Here is a 20,383-nt window from a genome sequence, read left to right as displayed (position 1 = left end):
TGTGCGTTTGGTTTCGTTTGCGGTACATTGGGTAAAAGCGGAAATTCACGAATACGTGCTGAGAAATTGGCGAATTGTCAAAGTCGCCACCACGAAAGCGCAGCGCAAATTATTCTTTAACTTACGCAAAAATAAACAACGCCTTGCTTGGTTTAACGAAGAAGAAATCCAGAAAGTTGCAGACGAATTGGGTGTTACCCCTGAAGATGTGAAAGAGATGGAATCGCGAATGACCGGGCAAGATATGGGGTTTGATTTACCTGTGGGTGAAGATAGCGATGAAGCTTATGTACCGTCGATGTATATTGAAGATGATAATTCCAACTTTGCGCAAGAGATGGAAAATGACGAGTATAATGGACAGGCAACTGCTCAACTTGCTTATGCACTGGCGCAATTGGACGAGCGTAGTCAGGATATTATTAAAGCTCGTTGGTTGGATGAGGAAAAAGCGACGTTGCACGAATTAGCTGCAAAATACAATATTTCTGCCGAGCGGGTACGCCAATTAGAAAATCAAGCACTGAAAAAAATTAAAGATGCGATTACATTGGAATAATCATAAATATATGAAGGACGCGAAGCGTCCTTAGCTTTTAGATATTCGTATGTTTTTACTTTTGGGGAAGTTGAGCGCATGACGAAACGAATAATTAGTCGGTGAATTTTATAGTAAAGGCTCAATCGCTTGTACACAACGTTCTACCACCTGATTGAAGTCGGCGTTAATATCAATAAAAATTACATCAGGTTCATCGGCTTTTGGGATTTCCAGTGTATCAAATTGGCTCTTGAGCATATCCGCTTTCATATAATGGCCTTTACGCTGTTTCATCCGTTCGAGAACCAAATCAAATGGACCGTGCAAGAAAATAAATTTCACATCGGAATTACCTTGGCGAATTTGATCGCGATATTTTTTCTTTAAGGCAGAGCAGACAATAATCCCTTTCTCACTTTTTTGTTCCAAACTAAACGCCGCATCATTGATTCGTTCTAGCCACGGTTTACGATCGTCATCATTGAGCGGATGACCACTTCCCATTTTGATAATATTGGCGCGCGGGTGTAGATCATCACCGTCGATCAATTTCATTCCCAAGCGATGAGCGACCTCTGTGCCGACGGAAGTTTTCCCCGTGCTGGACACGCCCATCAAAATAAATGCTTTGCCGTTTGCCATCGATTCTCTCCATAATTGTTACCGATAACAGCAATCTATCACTTTTATTTTGGTTTTATATAATATTTTTAGTATAAATGTGAACAAGATCACAAAATTAAAATAAAACTGATGAAATTATTTACATTTTAAACTGCAAAATGTACGTTACCGGTAACAAATTAATCCTTAGGGGGAATTATGTTACCTATCTACATTATGATTGCAGCAATTATTTTGCTACTTGTGCTGATTATGCGATTCAAAGTTCACGCTTTTGTTTCGTTGATTATTGTAAGTTTACTGACTGCATTGGCTGCCGGTATCCCGATTGATAAAATTTTGCCGACTATGTTAAGCGGTTTTGGTGGAACGTTAGCATCAGTTGCGTTATTGGTTGGATTGGGGGCAATGATCGGTCGTTTGCTTGAAATCACTGGTGGCGCAAAAGTATTGGCGGATACGTTAATCAATAAATTCGGCGAAAAACGAGCGCCGTTCGCATTGGGGATTGCATCGTTATTATTCGGTTTTCCGATATTCTTTGATGCCGGTTTAGTGGTGATGCTGCCGATTATCTTCAGCGTAGCGAAACAGTTTGGTGGTTCGGTATTGCGTTATGCCTTTCCTGCTGCCGGTGCGTTTGCCGTCATGCATGCTTTCTTACCTCCGCATCCGGGTCCGGTGGCTTCAGGGGACATTTTAGGCGCTAATATGGGGTTATTGGTGATTGTCGGTTTAGTTTGTGCAATCCCGACTTGGTATATCGGTACTTACTTATTTAGTATGTTTATCAGTAAACGTGTTCATGTTGATTTACCTAAAGCATTCTTAAATGCGTTATCGGTGAATGAAGTTGCAGTACAACATCCGCCAAAATTTAGTCGTGTCTTGTTAGTGCTGCTATTACCGATTGTACTGATTTTATTTGATACGGGGTTAAATACTTTATCCGTTGCCAAGGTGATCGACGGTTCTGCACTTTGGGTTGAAAGTTTGCGTTTAATCGGTAAAACTCCCATTGCATTATTGATTACGTTACTTGTAGCCATCGTTTTATTAAAAGATACCCGTACTAATGAGCAAATTGCCAGTATTTGTGAAAATGCGTTAGGTCCGATTTGTTCTATCGTATTAGTAACCGGTGCGGGCGGTATGTTTGGTGGCGTTTTACGTGCCAGCGGCATTGGTGATGTGTTATCCCGTTTAATGGCGGACACCGGTATGCCGATTATTGTCGCTGCCTTTATTATTGCGACGGTTTTCCGCGTGGCTCAAGGTTCGGCGACAGTCGCTTTAACTACCACTGCGGCATTAATCGCTCCCATGGTTGCAAATGCGCCGGATCTCAGCCAATTTGATATCTGCTTTATCGTTATCTCGATTGCTTCCGGTGCAACCGTACTTTCACATGTGAACGATTCCGGTTTCTGGTTAGTCAGTCGTTTTTTAGAAATGGATGAGAAGACGACATTGAAAACGTGGACGATGTTAGAAACTTCGATTGGTGTTGTCGGTTTTGCCACTGCATTTATCGGAAGTATCTTATTGTAGACTTCAACGTTTGTTTTGTAAGGAAAATATCTATCCCAACAAGCGGTGAGATTTATGCAAAGTTTTGCAAAATCTCGCCGCTTTCCGTTTTTATCTCGCCGAAATCCCATAATTTTTATGCTATAATCCACCACTTTTTGAAAGACGAAAATTAAACAATGACCGAGAATTTAGTTAATTTCTTAACCCACACTTTGGAAGGGTTAAAAGCACAAGATATTCAAGCAATTGATGTAAAAGGCAAGTCAAACATTACTGATACGATGATCATCTGCACCGGAACTTCGAGCCGACACGTGGCTTCTACCGCCGATAATTTAGTGGCGGAAAGCAAAAAGGCAGGCGTTGAAGTGTTTGCTCAAGAAGGAAAAACTGTTGCGGATTGGATTGTGGTCGACTTTGGACAAGCGATAGTGCATATTTTGCAACAAGACAGCCGTGATATGTATCAACTTGAGAAACTTTGGGCATAATGAAAATTCAGTTAATTGCAGTTGGAACCAAAATGCCGGATTGGGTTACAAAGGGCTTTGACGAATATCAACGACGTTTTCCTAAAGATATGCCGTTTGAACTGGTTGAAATTGTGGCAGGTAAACGCAGCAAAAATGCCGATATCAAGCGTATTTTAGAGCAGGAAGGTAAAGCAATGCTTGCCGCTTGTGGACGTAGTAAAATTGTCACCTTGGATATTCCCGGCAAACCGTGGACGACGGAGCAATTGGCTCAGCAATTAGAAGGCTGGAAAAATGACGGACGAGATATCTGTTTGTTGATTGGCGGACCGGAAGGTCTATCACCGGAATGTAAAGCAGCCGCGGAGCAAAGCTGGTCTTTATCTCCGCTTACCTTGCCACATCCGTTGGTTCGAATTGTGGTTGCGGAAAGCCTGTATCGAGCGTGGTCGCTCACCACAAATCATCCTTATCACCGAGAATAGCAAGAGATGTTTGGTAAGTTAATGAAACCTCAGCGTTATGAAAAAGTCCGTAACGGTAAAGCAGAAATGAATCTGTTTATCCGTCGCGCGCTGATCGCTTTTTTAGGGGTTTTAGGATTAACCGGCATCTTGCTGACCAACTTGTATCATCTGCAGGTTACGGACTATGAGTCTTATCAGACCCGTTCTAACGGTAACCGCATTAAATTATTGCCTCTTCCGCCTACGCGAGGTGTCATTTATGACCGCAACGGTAAAGTATTGGCGGAAAACCTGACATTTTTTGGCTTGTATATTGTGCCGGAGAAGGTCAGCAATTTGGACGAAACCTTTGAAGAATTAAGAAATATCGTCGGTTTAACCGATGAAGATATTGAAAATTATCGGAAAGAGAAAAAACGCTCTTCTCGCTATACCCCTATTTTATTAAAACCGAATTTAACCGAAGAGCAAATTGCCCGTTTTTCGGTTAATCAATACCGTTTCCCGAGTTTGGATGTCCATCCTTATTTCAAACGTTATTATCCGTACGGTGATATTTTGACTCACGTATTGGGATATGTCGCGAAAATTAACGATAAAGACAAGAAAAAGCTGCAAGATGAAGGAAAATTCGGTAACTATGCCGGTTCTCACGATATCGGTAAATTGGGTATTGAGAAATATTATGAAGATCAGTTGCATGGCATTACGGGGTTCGAAGAGGTAGAAATTAACAATCGCGGTAAAGTTATCCGTAAATTACGCGAACAACCGGCAATTGCCGGAAGTAGTATTCGCCTGACAATTGATATTGACTTGCAACGTTATATCGCAGATTTATTGGCTGGACAAAAAGGGGCGGTTGTGGTGCTTGATCCGAGTGACAGTAGTATTTTAGCGATGGTTACTAACCCAAGTTACGACAATAATTTATTTGTTGACGGAATTTCCGGCAGTGATTACAAACAACTGTTAGATGATCCGGAGCGTCCGCTTTATAGCCGCGCGACGCAAGGAACTTATCCGCCGGCTTCGACCATTAAACCCTTTATGGCGGTAGCCGGTTTGGCAGAAGGGAAAATTGCCCCGGGTACCACGATTTTTGACCCCGGTTATTGGATTCTACCCGGTTCCACTCAACGTTTCCGTGACTGGAAAAGAGGAGGACACGGTAGAACCGATGTGAATAAAGCGATTACTGAATCTTCGGATACCTTCTTTTATCAGCTCGCCTATGATATGGGGATTGATAAAATGTCGGAATGGATGAAAAAATTTGGCTTCGGGGTCAAAACCGGTATTGATATTAGTGAAGAATCTATCGGGATTATGCCAAGTCGGGAGTGGAAACAGCAGCGTTACAAAAAATCGTGGATTCAAGGAGATACGATTTCTGTCGGTATCGGGCAAGGTTATTGGATTTCTACACCGTTACAGCTGGCAAAAGCCACTGCGGTTTTGATTAATAACGGCAAAGTGAATACGCCGCATTTAATGAAAGAAATTATGTCAACGGAGATTACGCCTTACCAAGATCCGTTGTTGTATGAAGATATTAAGGATGTGCCGAGCCGTTATTGGGAACTGTCTAAACAGGGAATGTATAATGTTGTGAATGCCAGTAACGGTACCGGTAAAAAAGCATTTGCCGGTGCAAATTACCGAGCGGCGGGTAAAACCGGTACCGCACAGGTCTTTAGCTTGAAAGGGCAGAATTATAACTCGAGCGCTATTAAAAAAGAGTTGCACGACCATGCGTGGTTTATCGGTTATGCTCCTTATGACAACCCAAAAGTTATTGTCGCAATTATTTTAGAGAATGCGGGGGGCGGCTCAAGTGCTGCGGCACCGGTGGTTCGTAAAATTATGGATTATGTGTTGAGCCATCAGCCGGAAAGTCCGGTCGATAAATTGCAAAATTCTGAGCCAAACGTACCGCTTGTAATTGATGAGGGATTGAGTGAATAAGTCATTTTTAGCACGTTTTTGGAAAGTTTTTGCTCTCGACCTGTTATTGATTATCGGGTTGTTGGCGATTACTGCTTATGGTTTGTTAGTGCTTTACAGTGCAAGCGGTGCCAATGAAAGAATGTTTATGAATCGTTTGATTCAGGTAAGCTTAGGTTTAGGCGTGATGCTGTTTATGTCATTTCTTCCGCCACGATTTTATGAAAAAATTGCCCCCTATTTATATGTCGTTTGTCTTGTATTGTTAGCGTTAGTGGATTTGGTGGGAGAAACCAGTAAAGGTGCACAGCGTTGGTTGAATCTGGGATTTGTTCGTTTTCAACCGTCGGAAATTGCTAAATTGGCTGTGCCGCTGATGGTTGCCGCCTATTTAGGTAAACGTCCTCTTCCGCCAAGTTTTCGTGATACTTTTATTGCGCTGGCATTAATTATCGGTCCAACGTTACTGGTTGCAATGCAGCCGGATCTTGGTACATCCATCTTAGTTTGTGCTGCGGGAATATTTGTTTTATTTTTAGCCGGGTTAAGTTGGAAACTGATCGGTGCCGGTGTTGTCTTTCTAGCAGGATTTATTCCGATTATGTGGTTTTATTTGATGCACGATTATCAGAAAACCCGTGTGTTGACATTAATAGACCCTGAAAAAGATCCTCTAGGTTCGGGCTATCATATTATTCAATCGAAGATTGCAATTGGTTCCGGTGGGTTTGAAGGAAAAGGCTGGATGGAAGGTACGCAATCTCAGCTCGAATTTTTGCCCGAGCCGCATACCGATTTTATTTTTGCTGTATTGAGCGAAGAACACGGTATGATTGGCATACTGATTCTACTTGCAATTTATCTGTTTATTATTGCAAGAGGTTTAGTTATTGGTGCAAAAGCAAATACCGCATTCGGGCGAATTTTGTCCGGCGGTACGGCGCTCCTGTTTTTCGTCTATGTGTTTGTGAATATTGGTATGGTAAGCGGTATTTTACCTGTTGTCGGTGTTCCTTTGCCGCTTTTCAGTTATGGCGGTACTTCTTATGTCACCTTAATGGCGGCATTTGGATTAATGATGTCGGCTTACGTTCATCGTGAGCAACGCAATAAAAATAACCCATTTAATAAACTGAAACAATCGAAATGATATTTTGCTTTCTTGCAGTAACGGAAGCAAAAAGGAGATTTTATGCAATTAAGAAAATTAGCATGGTTAGTGCTTGTTTTTTCTACGGTATTAACCCCCTTACATTCGTCCGCTGCAAGTTCAAATGAAACAAAAAAGCTCTACGGCGTAAAAGGAGCGATATTAAAGCCGACGGAAGTCAGTGATAAAAAATATACTTATACCGTAAAAGGCAAAACGCATTCTACAATTGGCAGAGAAGCTTCACGCGGCTATAGCCAAACCGGTATAGCGAGTTATTACGGCGGAAAATTTCACGGTCGTGAAACGGCAAGCGGTGAAATTTATAATCAAGAAGCGTTTACTGCCGCACATAAATCGTTAGCATTAGGTTCTTATGCTTTAGTGACTAATTTAAGAAATAATCGTAAAGTCATTGTGCAGATTAATGATCGCGGACCTTTCAGTAAATCGCGTGTTATTGATCTATCAAAAGCCTCTGCACGTGAGATAGGGATGTTAAACTCCGGAACGGCTCGGGTTAGAATTGAAGCTATTCATGTAGACCGCCAAGGCTATATTACCGGTAAAGGGGCAGAATCTTTAATGCGTTTAGCCAAAAAAGAAGGTTTGCCGTTGAAAATAAAAGAAAACGGTGATGATTTAGCGATTAAAGCGGATGTCACGGCAGCTAAAACCCAAAAATTTTCAAATAGTAATTCACGTTATCAATTAAAAGTGATTGCTAAAAATGAGAGTGAAGCAAAAAAAATTGCCAAACTGATTAAACAAAAATCGAGCGTTGAAAAGCTCGGAAAAATCTATGAAGTCAATATTGATGTGTCCGACCAAACGGAAAGTCTGCAAGTTAAACGACAGCTTTCAAAAATAGGTCAATTTCAAGTGTTTAGTTATTTAGAGAGATAAACGGAAATCCTTATGCTAAAAAACAAATTTATTAAATCAGCCACCCTTTGTGCGCTTACCTTTTCCAGTATTCATTTTGCAAGTGCAGCCGACTTTGATTACGGTATTCCTGTACCTGAATTGAATGCGCAAACCTTTATTTTAATGGACTATAATTCCGGTGCCGTATTAGCAGGGTTAAATCCGGATCAACGTCAATATCCGGCCAGTTTGACCAAAATGATGACAAGTTATGTTATCGGCCAAGCAATTAAAAGCGGAAAAATCAAAAACAGTGATTTGGTTACCATTACCGAAAGTTCTTGGGGGCAAAATTTCCCCGGTTCTTCCAAAATGTTCCTCAACTTAAATCAACAAGTGTCAGTAGAAGATTTAAACCGCGGCATTATTGTGGTATCCGGTAATGATGCCTGTGTGGCAATGGCTGAGTATATTTCAGGTTCTCAGCAGGTCTTTATTGATACCATGAACAAATATGTGCAAGAGTTTGGCTTAAAGAATACGCACTTTGCTACGGTACACGGTTTAGACGATCCGAATCAATACACTTCCGCACGTGATATGGCGATTATCGGCGCACACATTATTCGAGATTTGCCGGATGAATATAAAATTTATGCGGAAAAAGAATTCACCTTTAATAATATTAAACAACCCAACCGCAACGGCTTGTTATGGGACAAATCCCTTAATGTCGATGGCATGAAAACAGGGCATACCGACAAAGCCGGCTATAACTTGGTGGCGTCCGCTTACAATAGCAACACTCGTTTGATTTCGGTAGTGATGGGCGTGCCGACTTACAAAGGTCGCGAAGTAGAGAGCAAAAAATTACTACAGTGGGGATTCGCTAACTTTGAAACCTTAAAACCGCTCTCTGCAGGACAGAATGTCTCCGAACAAAGCGTTTATTATGGCGATTTGAACAAAGTGCAACTCGGTACTTTACAAGATAGCTATATTACCGTACCGAAAGGTAAATCTGCGGATCTTAAAGCGCGTGTGACTTTTGATAACAAAAATTTAGAAGCGCCGCTCACGAAAGGGCAAGTCGTCGGTAAAGTGATTTATCAGTTAAACGACAAAGATATTGCGAGCGTAGATTTACAAGTTATGCAAAATGTTGAAGAAGCCGGCATTTTCGGTCAAGCGTGGGATTGGATCGTACTCACGGTCAAAGGGTTATTTGAGTAATTCCGTCGCCCTTGTAATACGTAGATTTATCCCCATTTAACAGAGTATTGATACAAGCGGTGAGATCTTGCAAATTTTTTGCAAAATCACACCGCTTGTTGATTCATTTATAGGGTATAGCTATTTTGCTTTTCACATTGTAAATAAGGATAATAATATGACTGAAACAAAAACCGTAAACCTCTCCGATATTCCGCAAGCCAAATTAAAAGATCTGTTGGAGTTTCCTTGCTCATTTACTTTTAAAGTGGTGGGCGCCGCTCGCGACGGATTAATTGACGATGTTGTACAAGAGGTTCATAAAGTGATCAAAGGTGATTACAGCCCGACCTTAAAAGAGAGCGGTAAAGGTACGTATCACTCGGTTTCTATTACAGTGACCGCACAAAATATCGAGCAGGTGGAAACCCTTTATGTCGATCTCGCTAAGATTGAAGGCGTAAGAATGGTATTATAATTCTCCATACTTCCCCTCTTTAAATCTTGAATAAAGAGGAGAAGTATTAATCCAATAGGAACCGCTTATGTCTCTTCCCCTAATTATTCGTCGACTCGGTATCCAAAACTACCAAACCGTTTGGCATAAAATGCAGGAATTTACCGACGCGCGTGATGAAAATACCCCTGATGAAATTTGGCTTGTTGAACATAATCCGGTCTTTACTCAAGGTTCCGCCGGTAAACCTGAGCATTTGCTCAATCCGACCAATATCCCGGTTGTGCAGTCGGATCGCGGCGGGCAGATTACCTATCATGGGCTCGGACAACAAATTATGTATGTGTTGATCGACATTAAACGCCACAAGGCTAACGGTAGTGATCTGAATGTGCGTGAGTTGGTGACTGCATTAGAACAATCGGTAGTTAAAACGTTAGCCGATTATAGTATTGAATCCTACCCGAAACCGGATGCGCCGGGCGTTTATGTTGAGGGTAAAAAAATCTGTTCTCTCGGCTTACGTATCCGCAAAGGCTGCTCGTTTCACGGCTTGGCGTTAAATATCAAGATGGATTTAGCGCCGTTTCATCATATCAACCCTTGCGGTTATCCCGGACTTGAAATGTGCCAACTTGCCGATTTTATACCGGAGTACGAGGCGGATTGCGATAAGGTCTCCGCCAAATTGGTTTATTACTTTAGCCAAATTCTCGGCTATAATACGCAACAAATTATTAACAAATAGGAATCATATCAATGGGCACACCTTTTAAAATGGAACGCGGAGTTAAATACCGCGATGCTGCCAAAACGTCCATTATCCCGGTAAAGAATATCGATCCGGATCAGGAGCTATTGAAAAAACCGGAATGGATGAAAATCAAATTGCCGGCAAATTCAGAGAAAATTCAAAGCATTAAAAACGGTATGCGTCGCCACGGGTTGCATTCAGTGTGTGAAGAGGCGTCTTGTCCGAACTTGCATGAATGTTTCAACCACGGTACTGCCACCTTTATGATTATGGGCGCAATTTGTACCCGTCGTTGCCCGTTCTGTGATGTGGCGCACGGTAAACCGTTACCGCTTGATCAAGATGAGCCTAAAAAATTAGCGGAAACCATTCAGGATATGAAACTGAAATATGTAGTGATTACTTCCGTTGACCGCGATGACCTGCCGGATCGCGGAGCAGGGCATTTTGCCGCCTGTATCCGTGAAATTCGTGCAATTAATCCGGGAATCAAAATTGAGATTTTAGTACCGGACTTCCGTGGGCGTATCGAACAGGCAATTGAGATTCTTAAAGAAAATCCACCGGATGTATTCAACCACAACTTGGAAAATGTGCCGCGTTTATATAAAGAAATTCGTCCGGGGGCGGATTATGAGTGGTCGCTTAAATTACTGAAAGCCTTTAAAGCCGTATTTCCAGATATTCCGACTAAATCAGGAATAATGGTCGGTTTAGGTGAAACGAACGAAGAAATTTTAGAGGTAATGCGTGATTTACGTCGCCATGGTGTAACGATGCTCACCCTCGGTCAATATCTTCAACCAAGCCGTCATCATTTACCTGTTGCACGTTATGTTCACCCGTCAGAGTTTGATATGTTCAGAGAAGAGGCGGGGGCTATGGGCTTTGAACATGCTGCTTGCGGGCCTTTCGTCCGATCTTCTTACCATGCGGATCTTCAAGCAAGCGGTGGTGTAGTCAAATAATTTTGCAAATTAAAGGATCCGTTTGGATGGGATGACTGTCGGCGGATTGGTTTAAAAATGATGCAAAACGGTGGACAATCGTTGAAAATTTTATGAAAAGATCGTGGTAAGCCTAAGCGACAAATGCTAGAATTGCACGCTTTAAAAATTGAACGTTCACTTTTTTAATAAATTTTAGGTTGTTTATGGCTAAAGATATTCAGAACAAAAGCCCTGAGAAAATTGAAGAGAAGGGTTTAAAAAGCAAAGGCGCTAATAATGCTTTATGGGTATTATCTATCGCACTTCTTGCTGTTGCAGCTATAGGTAATGTGTATTTCGTCACATATTTTCCGTCAGTAGTTGTTCGTATTTTATTATTGGTCGTGTTGATCATCGCGGCTGTCGGTTTGGCGGCAATCACGAATCAGGGACAAAAAGCGATCGGCTTTATAAAAGAGGCCCGTCAAGAACTGCGTAAAGTAGTTTGGCCTACCCGTCAGGAATCAACACAAACAACATTAATTGTTGTTGCCGTTTGTGTGTTGGTTGCGTTAGCACTATGGGGTATTGATTCTATTATCGTTTCAATTATTACATTCTTAACCAATTTGAGATTCTAAGATGAGCGAAGCTGAAGTAAAAGAAACAAGCAAAATGCGTTGGTATGTTTTACAAGCGTTCTCAGGTTTTGAAGCGCGTGTAGCAACAACGTTACGTGAATATATCAAATTACATAATATGCAAGATCAGTTCGGTGAAGTGCTTGTGCCGACGGAAGAAGTGGTTGAAAACGTTGGCGGTCGTCGTCGCAAAACAGAACGTAAATTTTTCCCGGGTTACGTATTAGTACAGATGGAAATGAACGATGATACTTGGCACTTAGTGAAAAGCGTACCGCGCGTCATGGGTTTTATCGGCGGAACGGCAGACAAACCTGCTCCGATCACCCAAAAAGAAGCGGATCGTATCTTAAACCGTGTGCAGGAAACTGCGGAAAAACCACGCCACAGAAAAGAGTTCCAACCGGGCGAAGAAGTGCGCGTTACCGAAGGACCGTTTGCAGATTTCAACGGTACGGTGGAAGAAGTGGATTACGAGAAAGGACGTATCAAAGTGTCTGTGTCTATCTTTGGTCGTGCGACACCGGTTGAACTTGAATTTAACCAAGTTGAGAAACAAAACGGCTAAATCGGTAAATTTTTGGCTGAAACAGACCGCTTGCAAGCGGTCTGTTTTCATCAATTTTTTGCAAAATCATACTGGTTTTGCTTGAAAAAACGTCGTGAGTTCAGTAGAATTCGCGACCTATTTACGAGCCGGTTGTACTGACTCGTAATTTTTTTGTAAACAGGGGAGCTAGTTAAACTAGCGTTATCACCCATTAAGAGGAAACTAAAATGGCAAAAAAAGTCCAAGCCTACGTTAAACTGCAAGTCGCAGCGGGTATGGCTAACCCATCACCACCAGTTGGTCCTGCGTTAGGTCAACAAGGTGTGAACATCATGGAATTCTGTAAAGCATTCAATGCGCGTACAGAAAGCTTAGAAAAAGGTTTACCGATTCCGGTTGTTATTACCGTTTACGCAGACCGTTCTTTCACGTTCGTTACTAAAACTCCACCGGCTGCCGTATTACTTAAGAAAGCCGCAGGTCTTAAATCTGGTTCTGCAAAACCAAATAAAGACAAAGTAGGTAAAGTAACTAAAGAACAAATCCGCCAAATCGCTGAAACTAAAGCGGCAGATATGACGGGTGCGACTATCGAAACTAAGATGAAATCTATTGAAGGTACTGCACGTTCAATGGGTTTAGTTGTGGAGGGTTAATCTGATGGCTAAACTTACAAAACGTATGAAAGCAATTAAAGCCGGCGTAGATTCTACAAAAGCTTATGAAATCAATGAAGCAATCGCAGTGTTAAAACAATTTGCGACCGCTAAATTCGTTGAGAGCGTGGATGTTGCGGTAAACTTAGGTATCGACCCGCGTAAATCAGACCAAAACGTGCGTGGTGCAACCGTATTACCACACGGTACGGGTCGTACGGCACGTGTTGCTGTGTTTACACAGGGTGCAAACGCAGAAGCAGCAAAAGCAGCAGGCGCAGATTTAGTCGGTATGGAAGACTTAGCAGAACAAGTTAAAAAAGGCGAAATGAACTTCGATGTGGTTATTGCTTCTCCGGATGCAATGCGTGTTGTTGGTCAATTGGGTCAAATTCTTGGTCCGCGTGGCTTAATGCCAAACCCGAAAGTGGGTACAGTAACGCCAAACGTAGCGGAAGCGGTTAAAAATGCTAAATCTGGTCAGATCCGTTACCGTAACGACAAAAACGGGATTATCCATACCACAATCGGTAAAGTGGATTTTACGGCTGAGCAATTAACTGACAACTTAAAAGCATTGTTGGCTGCTTTAACTAAAGCAAAACCGACAACAGCGAAAGGTATCTTTATCAAGAAAGTGAGCATCTCTACCACAATGGGTGCCGGTGTCGCAGTTGATCAAGCTTCACTCTAATTTGTTGATAAATTAAACTTTACAAGAGCGTAGGTTATTTTTATAATCTGCGGCTCTTTTTGGCTGAAAAGCCAATGATGGTGCTTGCCTTATCTCAAGCCCCGTCCAAGACCGTAGGTGAAGCTGTGTGAACAGTTTCTTAATGAAAACAACCTACGTAGATGGTGAACAGACAGAATTATCTGCTTCTGTACACCTTGAGGCTCAAAAACGTCGCTCAAGCGGTTACTTTTTTGAGATTTTTTGTAAATTCCACGTTTTAAGTGGAGTGTATCAGGAGCTAAAACCAATGGCATTAAATCTTCAAGACAAACAAGCAATTGTTGCTGAAGTAAACGAAGCTGCCAAAGGTGCCCTTTCAGCTGTGGTTGCGGATTCTCGCGGCGTCACAGTAGAGAAAATGACTGAGTTACGTAAAGCAGCTCGTGAAGCAGGCGTTTCAATGCGCGTTGTTCGTAATACTTTATTACGTCGTGCGGTTGAAGGTACTGAATTCGAGTGCTTAAAAGATACGTTTACCGGTCCGACTCTTATTGCATTCTCTAACGAACACCCGGGTGCAGCAGCACGTTTGTTCAAAGACTTTGCAAAAGCAAACAAAGAGTTTGAAGTTAAAGGTGCGGCCTTTGAAGGTAAAATCCAAGATGTTGAATTCTTGGCAACATTACCGACTTACGAAGAAGCAATTGCACGTTTAATGGGCACAATGAAAGAAGCTGCGGCAGGCAAACTTGTTCGCACTCTTGCGGCATTACGCGACAAATTACAAGAAGCGGCATAATTTTTATTCGCCGTATTCTCAACTCGTTTAACTTATTTACTTTAGGAATTGATTGTTATGTCATTAACTAACGAACAAATCATTGAAGCGATTGCTTCTAAATCAGTATCAGAAATCGTTGAATTAATCTCTGCGATGGAAGAAAAATTCGGTGTATCAGCAGCGGCGGCAGCAGTTGCAGTAGCAGCAGGTCCGGCAGAAGCAGCTGAAGAGAAAACAGAATTCGATGTTATCCTTGCAGCAGCAGGTGCTAACAAAGTAGCAGTAATCAAAGCAGTACGTGGCGCAACAGGTTTAGGCTTAAAAGAAGCGAAAGACTTAGTTGAAGCAGCTCCGGCAGCAGTTAAAGAAGGTATCTCTAAAGCTGAAGCTGAAGCACTTAAGAAAGAATTAGAAGAAGCCGGTGCACAAGTAGAAATCAAATAATTTTGATTTTTGATCGACTTTCTAAGTTCAGAAAACCCCGATGGAAACATCGGGGTTTTTGTTTTTTATAATGTAATTATTATTTCTATATTGATTCAACCGCTCATTTCTCATATAATTTCCAGCCCGAATTTCGCATAGATGGCTAGATGAATTTTCGTCTAGCCTTTTGTGCTTGAATAAAGTTAGTTAAATTTGAGTCGTTTTAATTTATCTAACTTATTGATTTATAATAGTTGTTTTTGGATGGTTGGGCCGTCTGATAATTTATAGATCCGGTAATGGTGGGTTAATATTCGCCTTACAAGCGGTCAGATTTGCATAAAAATTTGCAAAAACTGTTCCTCTCCCAAGCTAATCTCTGCGGTAGTGATTTTTGACCCTTTGTGTGAACTTGGAAAACGACACCTCGTATCATTTTTATAATGCCACTTCTGCCTGTCCGGGCGGCTGTGAAGTTCAACAACCAAATAAAAAAATCAGAGGCTATCTAACAATGGCATACTCATATTCCGAGAAAAAGCGTATCCGTAAGAGCTTTGGCAAACGCTCACAAGTTCTGAACGTACCTTATCTATTAACAATTCAGCTTGACTCTTTTGATAAATTTATTCAAAGAGATCCTGAAGGACAACAAGGTTTAGAAGCGGCATTCCGTTCAGTATTTCCAATTGTCAGCAGCAATGGAGCTACGGAATTACAATACGTTTCTTACGAATTAGGCGAACCTGTATTTGATGTGCGTGAATGCCAAATTCGCGGTACAACCTATGCAGCACCTTTACGTGTAAAACTTCGTCTTGTGACCTTTGACCGCGAAGCGGCAGCAGGCACAGTCAAAGACATCAAAGAGCAAAACGTCTATATGGGCGAAATCCCATTAATGACCGACAACGGTACTTTCGTGATCAACGGTACTGAGCGTGTTATCGTGTCTCAGTTACATCGTAGTCCGGGCGTATTCTTCGATTCTGACAAAGGTAAAACCCACGCTTCAGGTAAAGTGCTTTATAACGCACGTATCATTCCTTACCGTGGTTCTTGGTTAGATTTTGAGTTCGACCCGAAAGATAACTTATATGCACGTATCGACCGTCGTCGTAAATTACCGGCAACCATTATTCTGCGTGCATTAGGCTACACAACCGAAGAAATCTTAAATATGTTCTTCGAAACAGTGGTATTTGAAGTTAAAGATAATAAATTATTAATGACTTTAGTGCCTGAGCGTTTACGCGGTGAAACGGCTGCGTTTGATATTGAAGCGAACGGCAAAGTGTATGTCGAGAGCGGTCGTCGTATCACGGCACGCCACATTCGTGGTTTAGAAAAAGATAACGTGACACAAATCGAAGTACCGACCGAATATATTATAGGGCGAGTGACGGCGAAAGATTATATTGATCTTTCTACCGGTGAAGTACTTTGTGCGGCAAATACCGAAATCGGTCTTGAATTATTAGAAAAATTGGTTCAAGCAGGCTATCACCAAATCGAAGTGTTATTTACTAATGATTTGGATCATGGTCCTTATATTTCTGAAACCGTACGTATTGACCCGACAACTGATCGTTTAAGTGCATTAGTCGAAATTTACCGTATGATGCGCCCGGGTGAGCCGCCAACAAAAGAAGCGGCAGAAGCGTTATTTGACAATATGTTCTTCTCAACCGACCGTTATGATCTTTCCGCGGTAGGTCGTATGAAATTCAATCGTTCTTTAGATATTCCGGAAGGCGTAGGCTCGGGTATTTTAAGTAACGATGACATTATCAATGTCATGAGAAAATTAATTGATATCCGTAATGGTCGTGGTGAAGTGGACGATATCGACCACTTAGGCAACCGCCGTATCCGTTCGGTAGGCGAAATGGCGGAAAACCAATTCCGTATCGGCTTAGTACGTGTTGAGCGTGCGGTGCGCGAGCGTCTTTCATTAGGTGACTTAGACGGCGTAACTCCACAAGATTTAATCAACGCAAAACCGATTTCTGCGGCAGTGAAAGAGTTCTTCGGTTCATCACAACTTTCGCAATTTATGGATCAAAACAACCCGCTTTCAGAGGTTACACACAAACGCCGTATTTCAGCATTAGGTCCGGGCGGTTTAACCCGTGAACGCGCAGGCTTTGAAGTACGTGACGTTCACGCAACCCACTATGGTCGTGTTTGTCCGATTGAAACCCCTGAAGGTCCGAACATCGGTTTGATCAACTCACTTTCTGTCTATGCGCGTACCAATGATTACGGTTTCTTAGAAACCCCATATCGTAAAGTGGTAAACGGTCAAGTGACCGAAGAGATCGAATACTTATCAGCGATTGAAGAAGGCAACTACGTAATCGCTCAGGCGAACTCAAACTTAGATGATGAGTTTCGCTTTACCGACACCTATGTAACCTGCCGTGGTGAACATGGTGAATCCGGTTTATATCGTCCGGAAGAAATTCACTATATGGACGTTTCAACCCAACAAGTGGTTTCTGTCGCTGCCGCATTGATTCCGTTCCTTGAGCATGACGATGCGAACCGTGCCTTGATGGGAGCAAACATGCAACGTCAGGCGGTGCCTACTTTACGTGCGGACAAACCGTTAGTCGGTACAGGTATTGAAAAAGCCGTAGCCCTTGACTCCGGTGTGGCGGTGGTAGCGAAACGTGGTGGGGTGATCCAGTACGTTGATGCGTCTCGTATCGTGGTGAAAGTCAATGAAGATGAAACTGTCGCGGGCGAAGCTGGTATTGATATTTATAACTTAATCAAATATACCCGCTCAAACCAAAATACCTGTATTAACCAAATTCCTTGCGTGGAATTAGGCGAGCCGGTAGAACGCGGTGAAATCTTGGCAGACGGTCCTTCAACGGATTTAGGCGAATTAGCTTTAGGTCAAAACATTCGTGTAGCATTTATGCCTTGGAATGGTTATAACTTTGAAGACTCAATGTTGGTGTCTGAGCGCGTGGTACAAGAAGACCGCTTTACCACCATCCACATTCAAGAGTTATCTTGTGTGGCGCGTGATACCAAACTCGGTGCAGAAGAGATCACCGCAGATATTCCAAACGTAGGTGAATCTGCGTTAAGCAAACTGGATGAGTCAGGTATCGTGTATATCGGTGCGGAAGTGAAAGGCGGCGATATTCTGGTGGGGAAAGTGACACCAAAAGGTGAAACTCAATTAACCCCGGAAGAGAAATTATTGCGTGCGATCTTCGGTGAAAAAGCGTCTGACGTAAAAGACTCTTCTTTACGCGTACCAAACGGCACATCAGGTACCGTTATCGACGTTCAAGTTTTCACCCGTGATGGCGTAGAGAAAGACAAACGAGCAAAAGAAATCGAAGAAATGCAACTTCGTGACGCGAAGAAAGACCTTGCAGAAGAATTAGCGATTTTGGAAGCCGGTTTATTCACCCGTGTTCGTAACTTGTTAATTGATGGTGGCGTGTCTGAGTCAACTTTAGATTCTCTTGCCAATGAGAAATGGTTAGAACAAACCCTTGAAGACGAAGAAAAACAAAACCAATTAGAACAACTTGCGGAACAACACGAAGAGTTACGCAAAGAGTTTGAACGTAAACTTGAAATTAAACGCAACAAGATCATTCAAGGCGACGATTTAGCGCCGGGCGTATTGAAAGTGGTGAAAGTTTACCTTGCGGTGAAACGCCAAATTCAGCCGGGTGATAAAATGGCGGGGCGTCACGGTAACAAAGGGGTTATCTCGAAAATCAACCCTGTAGAAGATATGCCGTATGACGAAAACGGTCAGCCGGTAGAAATCGTGTTGAACCCGTTAGGCGTTCCGTCTCGTATGAACATCGGTCAGATCTTAGAAACCCACTTAGGCTTAGCGGCGCGCGGTATCGGCGATCAGATCAATCAAATGATCAAACAGCAACAGTCGATCGCGAAATTGCGTGAGTATATGCAAAAAGCCTACGACTTAGGTCATGGTTCACAAGTCGTTGATTTAAGCACCTTCAGCGATGAAGAAGTGATGGCATTAGCGAAAAACTTACGCAAAGGCTTACCGCTTGCGACACCAGTATTCGACGGCGCGCACGAAAGCGAGATCAAAGGTTTACTTGAACTTGGCGGCTTACCGACATCAGGTCAAATTACCTTATATGACGGACGTACCGGTGAGAAATTTGAGCGTCCGGTCACCGTAGGTTATATGTATATGCTCAAATTGAACCACTTAGTGGATGACAAAATGCACGCTCGTTCAACAGGTTCTTATAGTCTTGTTACCCAACAACCACTCGGCGGTAAAGCACAATTTGGTGGTCAGCGTTTCGGTGAGATGGAGGTTTGGGCATTAGAAGCATACGGTGCCGCTTACACCTTACAAGAAATGCTCACGGTGAAATCGGACGACGTAAACGGTCGTACGAAGATGTACAAAAACATCGTGGACGGTACACACTATATGGAACCGGGAATGCCAGAATCCTTTAACGTGATTACCAAAGAGATTCGTGCATTAGGTATCGATATGGAGTTGGACGAAGCGTAATACATTTCCTCTCCCCCGCAGGCGGGGGAGAGACAGCTCAAAATTGCTGAACGCAATTTTTCTGTCCCTCTCCCGCAAGCGGGCGAGGGGATATGTAAAACAAGCGGTCAGATCTTGCAAAAAATTTGCAAAAACCGACCGCTTGTAACCAAAGATTTTCAGTTGAAATGGGCGACTATTTCAAGAACAAAAACCTCAAATCAGGGGCAAAAAAGTGAAAGACTTAGTGAAGTTTTTAAAAGCACAATCTAAATCAAATGATGATTTTGACGTGATTAAAATCGGTTTAGCATCACCGGATAAGATCCGCTCGTGGTCTTTCGGTGAAGTGAAAAAACCGGAAACCATCAACTACCGTACATTCAAACCTGAGCGTGACGGTCTTTTCTGTGCGCGTATTTTCGGGCCGGTGAAAGATTACGAATGTCTTTGCGGCAAATATAAACGTTTAAAACACCGTGGTGTGATTTGTGAAAAATGTGGCGTTGAAGTCACGCAAACCAAAGTCCGTCGTGACCGTATGGGACACATCGAATTGGCTTGCCCGGTAGCACACATTTGGTTCTTAAAATCACTCCCGTCCCGTATCGGCTTAATCCTTGATATGCCGTTACGTGATATTGAACGTGTGCTTTATTTTGAAAGCTATGTAGTGATCGAGCCGGGAATGACTGATCTTGAAAAAGGTCAATTATTAACCGAAGAGCAGTTTTGGGAAGCTGAAGAGCGTTGGGGCGATGAGTTTGATGCAAAGATGGGTGCAGAAGGTATCCAAGCATTACTTAAAGACCTAGATTTAGAGCACCAATGTGAAGTCTTACGTGAAGAATTACAAGAAACAAATTCAGAAACTAAACGTAAAAAAATTACCAAACGCCTAAAATTATTAGAAGCATTCATTCAATCAGGCAACAAGCCTGAATGGATGGTAATGACAGTATTGCCTGTACTTCCGCCGGATCTTCGTCCATTAGTTCCGCTTGATGGCGGTCGTTTTGCGACATCTGATCTGAATGATTTATATCGCCGTGTTATTAACCGTAACAACCGTTTAAAACGTCTTTTAGACTTAATCGCACCGGATATTATCGTGCGTAACGAAAAACGTATGTTACAAGAATCGGTTGATGCGTTATTAGATAACGGTCGTCGTGGT

General features: G+C 42.4%; 19 protein-coding genes and 1 pseudogene. 19 read left to right on the top strand and 1 reads right to left on the bottom strand.

Annotated features, from left to right (window positions below; genetic code table 11):
* A partial coding sequence (locus ACEYJ7_RS11600; protein ID WP_373779254.1) for an RNA polymerase factor sigma-32 occupies nt 1-559 on the top strand: 559 nt, incomplete at its 5' end.
* A 108-nt stretch (nt 560-667) separates the two neighbouring features.
* On the opposite strand, the gene ACEYJ7_RS11595 is transcribed toward ACEYJ7_RS11600, so the two are convergent.
* Nucleotides 668-1,183 (bottom strand): gluconokinase, encoded by a 516-nt coding sequence (locus tag ACEYJ7_RS11595; RefSeq protein ID WP_373779253.1) that lies wholly within the window; start codon nt 1,181-1,183, stop codon nt 668-670.
* A 198-nt stretch (nt 1,184-1,381) separates the two neighbouring features.
* Here ACEYJ7_RS11595 and ACEYJ7_RS11590 point away from each other — a divergent pair, with 198 nt between their 5' ends.
* The 18 genes and pseudogenes from ACEYJ7_RS11590 to ACEYJ7_RS11505 all read left to right on the top strand — a co-directional run.
* The gene (locus ACEYJ7_RS11590; RefSeq protein ID WP_373779255.1) at nt 1,382-2,716 is read left to right on the top strand and encodes a GntP family permease; all 1,335 of its coding nucleotides are present in this window, start codon (nt 1,382-1,384) and stop codon (nt 2,714-2,716) included.
* Between the two features lie 158 nt (nt 2,717-2,874).
* Nucleotides 2,875-3,189, top strand: a complete 315-nt coding sequence (gene rsfS, locus ACEYJ7_RS11585) for a ribosome silencing factor (protein ID WP_373779252.1) — start codon at nt 2,875-2,877, stop codon at nt 3,187-3,189.
* Nucleotides 3,189-3,656: a 23S rRNA (pseudouridine(1915)-N(3))-methyltransferase RlmH gene (gene rlmH / locus ACEYJ7_RS11580; RefSeq protein ID WP_373779251.1), complete on the top strand. Its 468-nt coding sequence runs from the start codon at nt 3,189-3,191 to the stop codon at nt 3,654-3,656. Before rsfS ends, rlmH begins: the two co-directional genes overlap by 1 nt.
* A gap of 6 nt (nt 3,657-3,662) precedes the next feature.
* Nucleotides 3,663-5,606 carry a penicillin-binding protein 2 gene (gene mrdA, locus ACEYJ7_RS11575; RefSeq protein WP_373779250.1) on the top strand — a complete coding sequence of 648 codons (1,944 nt, stop codon included), beginning with the start codon at nt 3,663-3,665 and terminating at the stop codon, nt 5,604-5,606.
* Nucleotides 5,599-6,735 carry a rod shape-determining protein RodA gene (gene rodA, locus ACEYJ7_RS11570; RefSeq protein WP_373779249.1) on the top strand — a complete coding sequence of 379 codons (1,137 nt, stop codon included), beginning with the start codon at nt 5,599-5,601 and terminating at the stop codon, nt 6,733-6,735. Before mrdA ends, rodA begins: the two co-directional genes overlap by 8 nt.
* Nucleotides 6,736-6,777: 42 nt before the next feature.
* Nucleotides 6,778-7,641, top strand: coding sequence for a septal ring lytic transglycosylase RlpA family protein (locus ACEYJ7_RS11565; RefSeq protein ID WP_373779248.1), 864 nt, complete (start codon nt 6,778-6,780; stop codon nt 7,639-7,641).
* Between the two features lie 12 nt (nt 7,642-7,653).
* Nucleotides 7,654-8,835: a serine hydrolase gene (locus ACEYJ7_RS11560; protein WP_373779247.1), complete on the top strand. Its 1,182-nt coding sequence runs from the start codon at nt 7,654-7,656 to the stop codon at nt 8,833-8,835.
* Nucleotides 8,836-8,992: 157 nt separating this feature from the next.
* Nucleotides 8,993-9,292, top strand: a complete 300-nt coding sequence (gene ybeD / locus ACEYJ7_RS11555) for a DUF493 family protein YbeD (RefSeq protein ID WP_373779246.1) — start codon at nt 8,993-8,995, stop codon at nt 9,290-9,292.
* Nucleotides 9,293-9,359: 67 nt separating this feature from the next.
* The gene (gene lipB, locus ACEYJ7_RS11550; protein ID WP_373779245.1) at nt 9,360-10,019 is read left to right on the top strand and encodes a lipoyl(octanoyl) transferase LipB; all 660 of its coding nucleotides are present in this window, start codon (nt 9,360-9,362) and stop codon (nt 10,017-10,019) included.
* Between the two features lie 11 nt (nt 10,020-10,030).
* Nucleotides 10,031-10,993 (top strand): lipoyl synthase, encoded by a 963-nt coding sequence (gene lipA / locus ACEYJ7_RS11545; RefSeq protein WP_373779244.1) that lies wholly within the window; start codon nt 10,031-10,033, stop codon nt 10,991-10,993.
* Between the two features lie 185 nt (nt 10,994-11,178).
* Nucleotides 11,179-11,595: a preprotein translocase subunit SecE gene (secE, locus tag ACEYJ7_RS11540; RefSeq protein ID WP_373779243.1), complete on the top strand. Its 417-nt coding sequence runs from the start codon at nt 11,179-11,181 to the stop codon at nt 11,593-11,595.
* Between the two features lies 1 nt (nt 11,596).
* Nucleotides 11,597-12,163 (top strand): transcription termination/antitermination protein NusG, encoded by a 567-nt coding sequence (gene nusG, locus ACEYJ7_RS11535; RefSeq protein ID WP_373779242.1) that lies wholly within the window; start codon nt 11,597-11,599, stop codon nt 12,161-12,163.
* A 209-nt stretch (nt 12,164-12,372) separates the two neighbouring features.
* A complete protein-coding gene (rplK, locus tag ACEYJ7_RS11530; protein WP_373779241.1) occupies nt 12,373-12,801 on the top strand; it encodes a 50S ribosomal protein L11 in 429 nt (142 codons plus the stop codon).
* Nucleotides 12,802-12,805: 4 nt separating this feature from the next.
* The gene (rplA, locus tag ACEYJ7_RS11525) at nt 12,806-13,495 is read left to right on the top strand and encodes a 50S ribosomal protein L1 (RefSeq protein ID WP_373779240.1); all 690 of its coding nucleotides are present in this window, start codon (nt 12,806-12,808) and stop codon (nt 13,493-13,495) included.
* 289 nt (nt 13,496-13,784) lie between these two features.
* Nucleotides 13,785-14,276 carry a 50S ribosomal protein L10 gene (gene rplJ / locus ACEYJ7_RS11520; RefSeq protein ID WP_005714465.1) on the top strand — a complete coding sequence of 164 codons (492 nt, stop codon included), beginning with the start codon at nt 13,785-13,787 and terminating at the stop codon, nt 14,274-14,276.
* Between the two features lie 57 nt (nt 14,277-14,333).
* Complete coding sequence (gene rplL / locus ACEYJ7_RS11515) at nt 14,334-14,702, top strand: 50S ribosomal protein L7/L12 (RefSeq protein WP_373779239.1); 369 nt, start codon at nt 14,334-14,336, stop codon at nt 14,700-14,702.
* Nucleotides 14,703-15,198: 496 nt separating this feature from the next.
* Nucleotides 15,199-19,227 (top strand): DNA-directed RNA polymerase subunit beta, encoded by a 4,029-nt coding sequence (gene rpoB / locus ACEYJ7_RS11510; protein ID WP_373779238.1) that lies wholly within the window; start codon nt 15,199-15,201, stop codon nt 19,225-19,227.
* Nucleotides 19,228-19,441: 214 nt separating this feature from the next.
* Nucleotides 19,442-20,383: pseudogene (locus ACEYJ7_RS11505) on the top strand (DNA-directed RNA polymerase subunit beta'); the annotation flags it as partial.

Origin of the sequence: Glaesserella sp., from assembly GCF_041814905.1 — a bacterium.
GTDB lineage: Bacteria > Pseudomonadota > Gammaproteobacteria > Enterobacterales > Pasteurellaceae > Glaesserella.
Note: the sequence above shows the minus strand (reverse complement) of the source record. Positions and strands in the feature narration are given on the sequence as shown.

Excerpts from the sequence above, each read along its gene's own strand:
- lipB (WP_373779245.1), top strand. The coding sequence starts at position 9,360 with ATGTCTCTTCCCCTAATTATTCGTCGACTCGGTATCCAAAACTACCAA.
- ACEYJ7_RS11590 (WP_373779255.1), top strand. The coding sequence starts at position 1,382 with ATGATTGCAGCAATTATTTTGCTACTTGTGCTGATTATGCGATTCAAA.
- rplA (WP_373779240.1), top strand. The coding sequence starts at position 12,806 with ATGGCTAAACTTACAAAACGTATGAAAGCAATTAAAGCCGGCGTAGAT.
- rplK (WP_373779241.1), top strand. The coding sequence starts at position 12,373 with ATGGCAAAAAAAGTCCAAGCCTACGTTAAACTGCAAGTCGCAGCGGGT.
- ACEYJ7_RS11595 (WP_373779253.1), bottom strand. The coding sequence starts at position 1,183 with ATGGCAAACGGCAAAGCATTTATTTTGATGGGCGTGTCCAGCACGGGG.
- mrdA (WP_373779250.1), top strand. The coding sequence starts at position 3,663 with ATGTTTGGTAAGTTAATGAAACCTCAGCGTTATGAAAAAGTCCGTAAC.
- rpoB (WP_373779238.1), top strand. The coding sequence starts at position 15,199 with ATGGCATACTCATATTCCGAGAAAAAGCGTATCCGTAAGAGCTTTGGC.
- rplL (WP_373779239.1), top strand. The coding sequence starts at position 14,334 with ATGTCATTAACTAACGAACAAATCATTGAAGCGATTGCTTCTAAATCA.
- ybeD (WP_373779246.1), top strand. The coding sequence starts at position 8,993 with ATGACTGAAACAAAAACCGTAAACCTCTCCGATATTCCGCAAGCCAAA.
- nusG (WP_373779242.1), top strand. The coding sequence starts at position 11,597 with ATGAGCGAAGCTGAAGTAAAAGAAACAAGCAAAATGCGTTGGTATGTT.
- ACEYJ7_RS11565 (WP_373779248.1), top strand. The coding sequence starts at position 6,778 with ATGCAATTAAGAAAATTAGCATGGTTAGTGCTTGTTTTTTCTACGGTA.
- rplJ (WP_005714465.1), top strand. The coding sequence starts at position 13,785 with ATGGCATTAAATCTTCAAGACAAACAAGCAATTGTTGCTGAAGTAAAC.
- rlmH (WP_373779251.1), top strand. The coding sequence starts at position 3,189 with ATGAAAATTCAGTTAATTGCAGTTGGAACCAAAATGCCGGATTGGGTT.
- ACEYJ7_RS11560 (WP_373779247.1), top strand. The coding sequence starts at position 7,654 with ATGCTAAAAAACAAATTTATTAAATCAGCCACCCTTTGTGCGCTTACC.
- secE (WP_373779243.1), top strand. The coding sequence starts at position 11,179 with ATGGCTAAAGATATTCAGAACAAAAGCCCTGAGAAAATTGAAGAGAAG.
- lipA (WP_373779244.1), top strand. The coding sequence starts at position 10,031 with ATGGGCACACCTTTTAAAATGGAACGCGGAGTTAAATACCGCGATGCT.
- rsfS (WP_373779252.1), top strand. The coding sequence starts at position 2,875 with ATGACCGAGAATTTAGTTAATTTCTTAACCCACACTTTGGAAGGGTTA.